The organism is Mariniphaga sediminis, assembly GCF_003573545.1.
Taxonomy (GTDB): Bacteria; Bacteroidota; Bacteroidia; order Bacteroidales; family Prolixibacteraceae; genus Mariniphaga; species Mariniphaga sediminis.
On sequence record NZ_QWET01000001.1, the window covers coordinates 232,416 to 245,058 of the forward strand.

11 protein-coding genes are annotated in these 12,643 nt (G+C 39.3%); 1 reads left to right on the forward strand and 10 read right to left on the reverse strand.

Annotated features, from left to right (window positions below; all coding sequences use genetic code 11):
* Positions 1-96: 96 nt before the first annotated feature.
* Complete coding sequence (locus tag D1164_RS00785; protein WP_119348027.1) at positions 97-1,089, forward strand: PAS domain S-box protein; 993 nt, start codon at positions 97-99, stop codon at positions 1,087-1,089.
* Positions 1,090-1,114: 25 nt separating this feature from the next.
* Here D1164_RS00785 and D1164_RS00790 read toward each other — a convergent pair whose 3' ends face one another.
* From D1164_RS00790 to D1164_RS00835, 10 genes are all read right to left on the reverse strand, one after another.
* Entirely contained in the window at positions 1,115-2,152 is a 1,038-nt protein-coding gene (locus D1164_RS00790; protein WP_119348028.1) for an SDR family oxidoreductase, read from the reverse strand.
* 279 nt (positions 2,153-2,431) lie between these two features.
* The gene (locus D1164_RS00795) at positions 2,432-3,829 is read right to left on the reverse strand and encodes a right-handed parallel beta-helix repeat-containing protein (protein ID WP_119348029.1); all 1,398 of its coding nucleotides are present in this window, start codon (positions 3,827-3,829) and stop codon (positions 2,432-2,434) included.
* Complete coding sequence (locus D1164_RS00800) at positions 3,813-4,565, reverse strand: hypothetical protein (RefSeq protein WP_119348030.1); 753 nt, start codon at positions 4,563-4,565, stop codon at positions 3,813-3,815. Before D1164_RS00800 ends, D1164_RS00795 begins: the two co-directional genes overlap by 17 nt.
* A gap of 14 nt (positions 4,566-4,579) precedes the next feature.
* Positions 4,580-5,842 carry a Gfo/Idh/MocA family protein gene (locus D1164_RS00805; protein WP_119348031.1) on the reverse strand — a complete coding sequence of 421 codons (1,263 nt, stop codon included), beginning with the start codon at positions 5,840-5,842 and terminating at the stop codon, positions 4,580-4,582.
* A gap of 84 nt (positions 5,843-5,926) precedes the next feature.
* Positions 5,927-7,291: a Gfo/Idh/MocA family protein gene (locus D1164_RS00810; protein WP_119348032.1), complete on the reverse strand. Its 1,365-nt coding sequence runs from the start codon at positions 7,289-7,291 to the stop codon at positions 5,927-5,929.
* Between the two features lie 38 nt (positions 7,292-7,329).
* Positions 7,330-8,247: a bile acid:sodium symporter family protein gene (locus D1164_RS00815; RefSeq protein ID WP_119348033.1), complete on the reverse strand. Its 918-nt coding sequence runs from the start codon at positions 8,245-8,247 to the stop codon at positions 7,330-7,332.
* 14 nt (positions 8,248-8,261) lie between these two features.
* Positions 8,262-9,533 (reverse strand): Nramp family divalent metal transporter, encoded by a 1,272-nt coding sequence (locus D1164_RS00820; RefSeq protein ID WP_119348034.1) that lies wholly within the window; start codon positions 9,531-9,533, stop codon positions 8,262-8,264.
* Between the two features lie 32 nt (positions 9,534-9,565).
* Complete coding sequence (larA, locus tag D1164_RS00825; protein ID WP_119348035.1) at positions 9,566-10,855, reverse strand: nickel-dependent lactate racemase; 1,290 nt, start codon at positions 10,853-10,855, stop codon at positions 9,566-9,568.
* A 45-nt stretch (positions 10,856-10,900) separates the two neighbouring features.
* Positions 10,901-11,749 (reverse strand): sugar phosphate isomerase/epimerase family protein, encoded by an 849-nt coding sequence (locus D1164_RS00830; RefSeq protein WP_119348036.1) that lies wholly within the window; start codon positions 11,747-11,749, stop codon positions 10,901-10,903.
* A 9-nt stretch (positions 11,750-11,758) separates the two neighbouring features.
* A complete protein-coding gene (locus tag D1164_RS00835) occupies positions 11,759-12,637 on the reverse strand; it encodes a sugar phosphate isomerase/epimerase family protein (protein WP_119348037.1) in 879 nt (292 codons plus the stop codon).
* Positions 12,638-12,643 lie beyond the last annotated feature (6 nt).

The following is a 12,643-nucleotide window of genomic DNA, read 5'->3' on the forward strand; positions in this document are numbered from 1 at the left end:
TCTTTTCGGGGTAGTTGGCGGCAAGTATGAATAATTTGGTTTTTGTGCTTTTATTCCGATTGGTTACATTTATACCTTTTAAAGCCAATAATGTAAATGGCAGCAAGCAGCAAAATGGAAGAAATTGACGATCAGCTTCGGGAACTGGAAAGCCAGCTTTCGGATTTGAAATTTAAACTGGAGGAAACCCGGGAATTGCACCGGGAGGAGCACGAAAAGCGTGAGTTTTTCCAGTTGGTGGCCGATTTTACTTTCGGTTGGGAGTTGTGGTTCGACCCTTCCGGAAAGATCAATTATTGCTCTCCTTCCTGCCTCGATTTGACTGGTTTTACAGCTAACCAGGTAATGACAGCTTCTTCGGTTTCAGAGTTGCTTGTTTTTAACCCTGATCGTGAACGGTTCGATGAGTTTCTTACCAACTCTCTCAATCAGTTACTCGTAAATCCCTCGCTTGAATTCCGGATTTTGACACGCACCCGCCAGTTACGCTGGTGTTCGGTAAACGTGCGTGGCGTTTACAACCGTCAGGGACGCTACCTTGGTATCCGTGCTTCCGTTCACGATATTACAAAGCTAAAACAGGCCCTGGGGCACATTAACGATCTTTCGGCGGGGAAACAGCTGGAAAATCGCAACCGGCAGCGACTCCGCTCCGAACTGGAAATAAAAGAACGGGAACTGGTTGCTTTCCTGCTACAGCTTTCCAGGAAAAATGAACTCATTGCCCGCATTACCCAGGAACTGCGCAGTATTGAAGGTGCAAGTGCAAAGAATAGCCGGGAAAAAATCGAAAAGCTTTTGCAACTGCTGGAGAAAACTCCGGTTGCCAATGTTGACTGGGAAATGGTAGAATTACAGCTCGAAAAGTTGCATCCCGGTTTTATGGGGCGACTGCTGCTGAAGCATTCCAAACTCACTCAAAAAGACAGGAAACTTTGTGCCTGTTTGCGGCTGGGCCTTACCAGCAAAGAGATCGCCGGTTTGAATAACCTCACTCCGCAAAGTGTGGAAATTGCCCGAGTGCGACTGCGTAAAAAATTGAAACTACGTCATGAAATCAGGCTGACGAATTACCTTTCCCAGGTTTAACAGGATTGCCGGTCTCTTTCCCGGTTTATTCGGTTAGCCTCAGTTTTATCACACTTTCGGCACAGGAAAGAACGGCTTCGTGGTTGGGCAGGGGCTCCCATCCCAACAGTTTTTTTGCTTTGGAATTATCGACTTTTCGTTCTAGTCCCAAGTCAATTAGAACCGGCTGGACTGATTTGTCAAATGTGGCAAAAAGACGGATCATAAAATTTGGGAGAACTTTTGAAGGAATTTTTTTCTCCGGGTAGGCCTCTTTTAACATTTGGGCCACTGTCCTGAGTTTTAAAAATCCGGCCGAACCAATAAACCTTTCATTGGCAGCTTCCGGCACTTCCATGGCACGGATCAAAAGGTCAGCAACCGAACGTACATCAACGATCTCGAAACCAATGTCGGGAAGAGCGGGAAAGCTACCATCCAACATTTTAATTACAATATTGGCCGAAGTCCCAAAGTCTTTTCCCAAAACCGGCCCCAATATGGCACCCGGGCAAATGGTAGACAATTCAAGCCCGTTTTTCTCCTGGTTCATAAAATCCCAGGCTGCCTTTTCTGCGATAGTCTTACTGCGAAAGTAAGGCGTTGTGTCCTTCTTGTTTGTATCGTTTGTCCAGTGCGATTCATTAAATGTGCCGCTGCGCTGTTTTTTTTCTTTGCCATAAGCAACAGCCGCCATAGAAGATGTAAGAACAACCCTCTTAACATTAGCTGCTGATGCTGCTTCCAGTATGTTTAGCGTACCTTCATATGCAGGAATAATCAGCTCGTTTTCATCTTTGGGAAGTTCCCTTGGAAACGGGGATGCAATGTGCTGTACAAAATCCACATCGGCAGTTAGTTTTTTCCATATGTTCTTGTCTGTTAAATCGGCTTCCTCAAAACTAAGCTTTTGGGTTTCCGGGTAAGTGTGTTTGGTAATGATTTTTTTTATGGTATCTGCCCGGTTTATGTTGCGCAGGGTTCCAACAACCTCATAGTTTTTTTTCAGTAACTGAATGGCTGTATGCAAGCCTACAAAGCCTGTAATGCCTGTGAGTAAAACTTTGCCTTTTGTTTTTTCCATGCCTTTAATTATTCGATGAAGCGTAAAAATAAGTTTCCCGGTTCACATTTCCATAATTAATTGGCAGAAAAGGAAATGTATATTTCGAAGGACTGTCCTTTCCTGAAATAGCTTGACAGATTTAACTTTTATTTCTGATAGATGTAAATGTTTATTCTGCATTTACTGGTTTACAAAACTATTCAATTTTTTATTCCTGCAAATTCTTTCCTGTATACATTTAATTCCTGCCGAAGAGTACGTTTTTCTTTGTTAATCCTGGTTGACGGGACGTTTGTATCAAAGCGATTGATTATTTATAAGGTTAGCAGTGCCAGAAACTACATCGATAACACCATTTGTATAGTTATTAATTATAAGGTTCCCTTTACCACCCTGAATTCTGATAGACACAGGGTTTCTGCTATCAGGACGATCGTCATTAATATAATTACCGGATACCTTACCATTCTCTGAATCTTTTAATAAGATACCTTCCCCGTTGCAATTTAGTATCGTTGAATTCATGAAATTATAATTACGGCATCGCTCCAATATTATATTTGTTGGACTGACTGAATTATTACTGAGATGAAATCCATTTACTGTAATATTACGACTGTCCCTAATTATTACACTGTTATTACTTTCTGTGCCATAATCAGGATTTCTATCTAGTATATTTGTGCCAAAAACTATATGATCACTATGTTCTACTAGAATGTTAGAAGAGAACCCTTCTCCAAATGCGTTGCCAGTAATGATTATTCCCCGGGCATATTTAATATGTAAATTTTGCTGAGTATCACTCAGTATATTGTTGGCAATTGTAAAATAACCCGTTTTGTGTCTGGTCTCTGTTCCATGTCCAATAAATCTTATGTTTGCTGACCCTATCCCATTATGATTATGCTGAATGGTGCATCCGATTATCGAACCCTCCCGCATTGAGCCTTCCGTTATATCTATTAATACATTGGCCGATGGTGGGCCGTTTATGTCTATATTACTTTCAATATCACAACTGCCTATCTGGAAATTTCGAATTTCTCCTTTATGTACTACTATACCTCCGCCTCCATTATAACTAATATGACAATTTGTAATATTTATCTGATGAAGGTTAAGTTCATCAAGAAAGATACCAACTCCTCGATTGTTATACAAATTGCATTCGGAAATAATTATGTTACGGTTTCGTTTAGACAGATGAATGCCATGGAGGGTCTCCCGAACAAGAACTCTGGTAATAATAAGTTGCAATGTTTCAATGGCTTCAATCCCTTTTGATATAGGATGTCTTCCGATAATTTCAATGCCATCGATTATGGGCATTCGTTGATTATGCCACACATTCTGTTTTACGGTGTAGGGATCAGCGGTACCCGTGTGGGTTCCAACAAATTTAAATGCTGGACCGGCTCCGTTCATCATAACCTTAGCAGTACCATTACCAATTATGGCAATAGGCCCTGATTGGTTAAGATCAATCAAGATGGGGGCAGTAAGCCTATATACACCTGAAGGGAAAGAGATTTGTCCAATTCCGGAATCAACTGCTTTCTGAATAGCTTCTGTATCATCTGATATACTATCTCCTTTTGCTCCAAAGTCCTTTACATCCATGGCGTTGCAAACTCCAAAAATAAATAATGAACAAAAGAATAGTACAACTTTATTATTAATAGTCCTTTTCATTTTTATAAACTTTTATTTTTACTTTATCTATTAGTTTAGGCTTTGGACGAATAACTGATATTTGTATGCTGTCAAATATATTTTTTGCTGTTGTAATGCCATCGCCTACCGGTTCAATTTTGTTCTCTCCATCTAACCATTTTGATTGAGCAACAATATCAGGTGTGTAAATCATCCCTTCTGCTGCAATTATTTCAGCTTTATATAGCAATGCAGGTTGGCCGGTGGCAAATTCATCCTCCTCGAATGTTTGAAGATTAAGTTCAGGGAATGCTTCATTATAGTCACCCGCCAAATTCACCTCGATCCAGCAAAACCACTTCGTACCGGGCTTTACTTCAATACGTATAGAAAAATAATCTTTTTTTGGAGTTGCCCCTGTCACTGCCATAAATTTTTCATCTTCAATAATTGTAAAGGGAGTATTTTCTTCCATAAAAAGATCATACCATCTTGGTAAAGCAACAGGAACATGCGTTTTGCCTTCCCAATCGCCAGTACTAGCACGATGAGTTACAAAAACAGTTTTTAGTTCATGTGTCCTGATATTTTCAATCCAGATAGCGAATTGAGGTGGCTCTGCGTAAGTTGAAAGCGCTATTATATCTAAATTTTGGCAAATATCAATCTGAATTTTTGTCCTGTTCAAAGTCTGAAAAATTAGCAATCCTGCCATAATAAGGAGGAAGGCCAGACCTGTAAAGAATACAAATAAAATATTTTTATATTTTATCATTAAATCTATATTTCTTATTCATTAATAACTTCCGCTATTTCATAGCCCTCTCTATAGATTCTGTTATCTAGAAAATTGGCTTCTTCTGAGTTTGTTATTTTTTTTCCGTCAAAGAGAAGATGTTTTTTTCCTGCTCTGTAAGACAAATTGGCAAGATGCACTAAATTTGCACTGCAATGGCCTTGTTTAATATCACCATTTGGTATTTTCCGGGTACGAACTGATTCTAAAAAATTTTGTTGATGGGCTTCATCAGGGAAATATCCATATTCTTCATCCAAAACTTGTGAATCATTCCCTATAACCTGCCAGCCACCACCATGTCTTCCCAGATACATCATCGCTTCGGTACCATAAATTTCAATGCGGGTGCTGTTTAATTGCCAGTTTGGGAATAAGTTCCCATGTCTAATCTCAGTGGAGGTCTTTGAAAGGTAATTTCCGTACTTGGAGCTTTCACAGGTCATAAGAAAATTTCCATAATCAAAAGTTATGGTTTGGTAGTCGGGGACTTCCCTGTTATCATCAAATAAAACCCTACCCCCGGCACAATACACTGAATTAGGAAAATCAGGATCTCCAATTACCATACGTGCCAAGTCTAAAACATGTGAAGCATCACCTGCCAGAACTTGTCCCCCCGAATAAGCCCACCAATCATACCAAGCCTTGTGCCTGCTAACGTTATAGGGAACCATAGAAGCAGGGCCGAGCCAAAGATCCCAGTTTAACCCTTCCGGTATTTCTGAATTAGGTTTTAAAATCCAAGGACTACCCCCTGGGAGCATGCAATAGGTTTTTACCAAAACAATTTTTCCTAATTTACCGCTTTGAATATAATCGCGAGCCGAAAAAGAATAAAGTGCACTGCGGTTTTGTGTTCCACATTGGATAATCCTGTTGTATTTTTTAGCCGCCTCAATCATTTTTTCTCCTTCCGAAATTGAAAGTGATATGTTTTTTTCTACGTACACATCCTTACCTGCCTGGCAAGCCCATACTGTTGCCAATGCATGCCAATGCTCAGGGGTCGCAATTATTACTGCATTAACATCTTTATCATCATAGACATGGCGCATGTCTTCCACATATTTAGGCTTTTTTTTCTGTCTTTTTTTCAATACGCTGATTGCTCTACCCCCACGACCTTTGTCAACATCGCAAACATATTTAACCTCAACGCCAGAACAGTTTTCCTGAGTACTAAGGATTAACTGTGTTCCTCTGGCTCCGGCACCAATAAGCGCTAAAATTATTTTGTCATTTGTATCAGCCATTATATACTTCCTGTAATTATTTTGTTTGAATATTGTTAGAGTAGATAGTTCCTGTTTTTAAATTATTTTTCTTTTAAATAAGAATTAAATTTTATCAGGTATTTTATAGTTCTCTCTGTACGTAGTTTTTATATATTCATTCGCTTTTTTATCGTTTGTAAACTGCTCATTTTTACTATCAAAATACAGTTGTTTGTTTCCTGTACGATATGCAATATTTGCCAGGTGGACGAGGCAGGCACTTAATTGTCCCTGTACAACATCTCCATTTGGTTGTTTGCGACTTCTTATGGATTCGATGAAGTTTTGCTGGTGGTCCATATCAGGCATTGTACCACCATCCTGGGCAATTATTTCCGAATTTTCACCAATAACCTGCCATCCGCTGCCATGAGGGCCAAGGTACATCAAACCTTCCGTACCATATATTTCAATCCTCATTGCATTAATTCTCCAATCAGGGAAAAGATTGGAATTCATTAGGATATTATTAGGTGTTTTCTTCATGTAATTTGTTGCATTTCCACTATCGCATGTCATGGTGAAGCCTTCAAAATCATATGTGATTGAAATAAATTCAGGGGTTTCCTTTTCAGACCCCCAAGGCCAGTTGCCACCATAGGCAAAAACCGATTTTGGTTGCGGAGGATCCCCTATTACAAAACGAGCCAGGTCCATAACGTGGCTTGTCTCGTCCGATAGTACCCCACCTCCGAAAGCCCAAAAATCGAACCAGCCACTACGTTCTTCTGAAGTGGTTATTGCCGGATTGTAAGGACGATAAGGGGCAGGCCCCAGCCATGCGTCCCAATTAATCCACCCGGGAGCTTTCTTGTTGGGTTTTGGTATCCATTTTTTACCACTAAGTAGGTTGAAACATTTTACATGTATTATTTTCCCTAGTTTACCACTCTTTATATAGCTACGTGCGGAAAAAGCTGATGATGCACTGCGGTTTTGAAATCCAATTTGTACTATTCTTTTGTATTTCTCCACTGCTTCAATCATTTTACGCCCTTCCCATATACTTATAGTAGGATTCTTTTCTACATATACATCTTTCCCTGACTGACAGGCCCAAATAGTTGCTAAAGCATGCCAGTGATCAGGAGTAGATATCCACACGGCGTCTATATCTTTATCATTGAAAACCTCCTTCATATTTTTAACAAACACAGGCCTGTATCCCAATTCTTTTTCAATCTCCTTTATGGCCTTGGTCGCTTTTAATTCGTTAACGTCGCAAATTGTTTTTATCTCAACATTTTCATTACATCTGCAGGTGCAAATTATGGAACGAGTACCCCGCGTGCCAGAACCTATAAGACCAAGTATAATCTTGTCGTTAACCATATGACAAGAATGCAATGGGAAAATTGATGCTCCAAGTGATATTCCCGTAATACCAGTAACAGTAGTATTGATGAAATTTCGTCTGTTTATGTTCATCGTTTTTAAGATGGCGTATTAATTTTATATCCTCGAATTCATTGCTTTTGTTGATGAAATTGAATGAATCTTCTAAATATTATTAATAAAGTATTCCATGGGAACTCTGAGAGAATCATCAAAATCAGGACGGTAGGATTAAAATAGATTGAAGCTAGAACGATAGCCATACTATTATTCATATAAGCAGCACTAACTGATATAGCCACTTTGTCTTCCAAATTTTTCTTATGGCCCGCTAAAAATCCTAAAATATGAAGCAGGATAAAAACCACATACAAAAATCCAGCCTGCCAAAGAATATTCATGAAATCATTGAATATGATATTGCGTTGTGATCCGATTACCACATATACCATCAGGGAAAGCATTAAAATATTTAATGATGTAAACAAGTGGGTTCTTTTCTCTATTTCTTTAGGAGAATATCTTTTTATAACCTGAGAAAGAACCATTGGGAGGAATACTATGAGTGCCAGATCTTTAAAGACCAACCCAAGGTCGAATGATATGTTATCAAAATTTATTATCCGGAATAACAGAGGAATAGTAAAAGGAGCAACCAGTGAGGTTAGAATTGCTAGGCTTGCCGATAATGCTGTGTTACCCTTAACAACGTCAGTCAGCGCAGGGGTTGCCACGCCAGCTGGCATTGCTGTAAGTAACAAGACACTAATAGCCAATTCACGGTCAAAAATATTGGTGATCCCAAACAGCAACAACGGTATAACTACCATGAAGGATATGACAAGGAATATCATTTGCCTGTAATTTTTCATTCTTTTAAATACCTGAGCAACATCTATCTTTAAAAAAACGAAGAATAGCATTACCATCAAAAATGGTTTTAGCAGCGACATTAAAAAGACATTAAAAACAGGATAAGTTAGACCGAGTAGAATTCCAGCCATAAAAAAAGCCCAAAAATATTTTTCTATAACTAAATTTTTCTCCATGTAGTTCTTTAAAATCAAAAAATAGAATTAAAGGATGTAATTAGCCCAATAACTGATTGATAAGAGATTATTAATGAGAAAATAAATGTCAACAGAAGTCCGGTGTTTAACCAATAACCAGCTTTATATTCTCCCATCAAATCCTTTCTGTTCAGCAAATAAATGATTGCCAGAACGACAACCGGCAATACAAAAATCTGAAATAACTGGCTAATTAACATAGCAAAAACCGGCCGTACACCTAATAAAGGCACGATTAATCCGAATAAAATAGCAATTCCGGTAAGAATCCGAAACTGGAAACCTTTATAATTAATGGATTTATTTCTGTAGTCTCCAATTAACAACGGTGCCAGCATTGCTATTGGAAATATTGAAGACAATGCGGCACCCAGAATTCCCATAACAAAAATGGAAAGCGCAAAACGACCAAGCAATGGTTCTACTAGTGTAACCATCGTGATTACTTCCTCCACAGGCTTGTTGATAACGTAAAGTGTTCCTGCGGCACATGCCATAATAGCCCCACTCACTAAAAATATTAATATCACGGCAACAATTGCGTCTTTTCTCTGCTGTTTCATCTGTTTTAACTTCCACTTTTTTTCTTTGAGTAAAGTACTACGCACAACAAAGGTTGGGGCAGTCAGGGTGGTGCCGACAAGGGCCGCAATAATCATCGGCGCATTTGTATTATCAGGAATAGTAGGGATAAGCCCTTTTGCCAATTCCCCCGGTTCAGGTAAAACCAGAAACATAGTGAGGATAAAGCTTAGTCCCATGGCGGATACAAAGACAATTAGCACTTTCTCGAAAAATGAGTATTCGCCCAATAAAATCAAGATATATAAGATGATTATAATTGAACCTGCAACCCAAAGAGGATTCCACCCATTTCCCCCAAACAGGAGTACGGACCATTCCTTGATTAGGTTAGCTATTATTCCCATGATCCCAATCAAGGCCAATATTTCAACGATTATTAATCCGACAAGTGTAATTAATGCAAGAAGAGATCCAAATTGCTTAAAATGTTTTTTATAGCTGTACAATGCCCCCTCTCCTGTGACCAGCGCATACCGGCCATAGGCTTCCAGCATTACAAAGCTGAATATACAGGAAAGTGCCAGCGCCCACAGAAAAGACAAGCCAAATCGTGAGCCTGCCGAAGCCATAGCTACCACACTGCCCGTACCAACACTATATCCAACCAGAAAAAAACCAGGCCCCACGGAAACCATAAGGTTCCATAAACGTTTTAAAATAAAGCCTTTATTATTTAACATGTTTCCGGATTTTATATTGACTTTTTAAGATATCAAATGATATCCTCTAACTGAAGGGACGAAGTTTCTTCTTCTATTTCCCATACAGGGAGTATTTCTCCACTGTTATTAACGATTCCTATTTTTAAATTCCTGTCTAGTTCTATACGCTTACTAATGTATTTTTGTAGATCGTCTACCGCTAGGTAGTAAAATCCCATCATGTTGGCCAACATGGGTTGATTCATTGTTAATGTCATTTTATAGTTACGCTTGACATAATTTAGGTACATACATTCAGAAGCAGCGAAGCGATCGCCAATAACATCATCATCCAGCATTTTCCATAAGGTACTGTCATCATGTCTGGCCAAACGACACATTTCTTCTTCGTGGGTAGGGGCAATACCTTCTTCACATGGTGACAATAGGATGATTTCTCCACCTGGTTTTGTGGCTCGTTCAGCAGAGAACATGCCTTTATCTGCCTGGGTAAGATCATAGTCAAACGGAAAAGAACTGCTCAGTGTGATATCTGCTTTTTTGCGGAATTTTACCCCATTAATTGTTAAACCCCATTTAATAATTTCCCTATGTGCATGAATAAAATGACCGGATACTGCTTTTACCAGCTTGTTTTTTTCATTTAATATTACATTTACTATAAAATGTAATCCTACTTCTTTTGCAAAATCTTCCATCTCCTCACGCATGGGCGTTAATACCTTTCCCAGTTGTGCTTCTGTCGCCCCTAACAAATGCATTGCATTGACTGTTTCTGTCCCTGCTACCCCTGGCAGAAGCATCTTGGCCCCACCGCTCCAGCCGGTAGGATGGTGGGGCAGGGATGCACCAACCGCAATCCGTATGTCTGCATCAAGTACGTTTTTATTAACGAGAATCCTGGTTCCTCTTCGCGTCAGACCCTTGTTGACTAAATTACTGTGGCAGTTATGATTTTGGATTTCAACTCTGTTTACAATATCCTCTCCAAACCTTTCCAGTATTTCTTCTTTAGTCATATCCCTGTGTGTTCCGGTGGCAATTACCAGCTTAATTTGACTGTCGTCCACCCCCGCACTGTTTAATTCTTCCAAAACAAATGGGAGTATTAGTTTCTGTGGGGTTTTTCGTGTTCGATCATCAACCATGATTACAACCGATGAACCTTTCTGTACAATTTCTTTTAGCCTTTTTGAACCTACAGGCACCTCGAGAGCCCTTCTTATTTCATCTTCTTCACTCTCTGGAGCTTGAAAATTATTCCTCTTTAGGTTAAAGCAAAGGTTTTCATCAGGGATATCCAACTTAATTATTTTTTTTCCAAAATGGACAGGTATCATTTCTTAATTTATCTTATGAATTTTAATATTTACAGCAGTAAATGGTCAGCCCATAGCAGTCTCAGCTTCCTCCAGTAGTGACAGAACAACTTTTTTACTTTTATAGGCTGCAGCATCAGGATTGGCTGTATAATCAAATCCCAGTTCTACTGTTAAAAATCCTTTATACCCGATTTCAAGTAAAGCACGAAAAAAGGGTACAAAGTCTATTGTTCCTTCACCAGGTATTTTATGCTGATCTCCCATCGTATTGTTATCGTCCAAATGGATATGAATCGGGATTTGTTTTTGGTTTAACAGATAGACTGCATCCACCAACGATTCTTTATTAATATGGCAATGTCCTGTGTCCAATGCAATTCCCATATTGTTATAACCCTGTTCTTCAATTAGCCTTGCACCATCTTCAATGGTTAATATAAGATCGCTTTCTAACATGTGGGCAGGTTCCAACAATAGGAGCACATCTTTTTTAATAGCATAATTAACCAGTGCAGAGAGACTGAAATTTAAATTTTCCATTCCCTGCTTATAACCTTGACCGTATAGCGTCCGTCCAGGACAAAGGCTGACTTTTTTACAGCCCAGAGCAAGGGAGGTATCGATACTTTTTTTTATGTATTCAACACTATTTTTCCTGATATTTTCAATTGGACTGCATAAATTTGTCGGATAACCGAACTGTGCCGGAATGAAACCAGATATTTCTGTACCGGTTTCGTTAATTGCATCTATTATTGATGAGATACTTTCTTTGTCCATGTCTTTGTAATAGGCATGTGGACGGCCACCCCAGATTTCAACTCCAGGGTAGCCTGCTTTTGATGCCCTTCTGATAGTGTCTTCAAGCCTGTAATTATAATACAGCTTTGTTGAATAACTTAATTTCATCATGGCAATAGATTATTCTGCAATTAGTTCCTCTACGAGATTTTTCATCTTCACTGCCTCTTCAAGAATATTATCGATTCCGCTGATATCAACAACAACATGCCCATCAAAATTGACTTTTTTCAGGGTATCAATAATATTTTTGAAATCAATATTCCCTTTTCCGGGCTGGTAATGGTAAGGCCGTGTACCATCATTATCAGAAAGGTGCACCAGTTTAAGATATTTCCCTAACTTGTATATCCCCAGGTCAAGGTATTCGTTGATAGCATTTGCGTGTGCAACATCGTACACCATCCCAATGTTTTTTACATTACAATCATTAAATATGCTGATGATACCGTCAACAGAAGAGATAAAATCCCCGGCACGCATTTCCATGGCAAACTGCAGGCCGTTTTGGCTGGCAATAGCCGATGACTTCTGAAGTTGTTCTATAACAATCCCCCTAAGGTCAGACCACCGGAAACCTTCCGGTACATCAACTGCTACCGAAGGGCCTCCATGATAAATGGAAGTCCTTTCTTTTGGTACCATTTCGGGAGGCAGGTAGAAACAGTTAGTAATCATTTTTGCACCAATCCCAGCGGTCATTTCGCATATTGTGGCAAAATCTTCCAGAGACTTATCACGTTTTGCCTTGTCCAGAGAAAACATCTCGTAGGTTACAGCCATAATGCTTACTACGTCGAGCTTTAGACTCTGGGCATGATTAGTTATTGTATCCCAGTTTGCTTTGTAGTCATCATACTCACCGGCAACGATCTCCATCTCCATAGTATTAAAGCCGGCATCAGTAATTTCACCCATCACTTTCAGGATATTGTTTACACTTGGCGGCAGGCCGTACAATGTTATTGGGATTGTAAACCCACATGTTACTTTCATCATAATAAT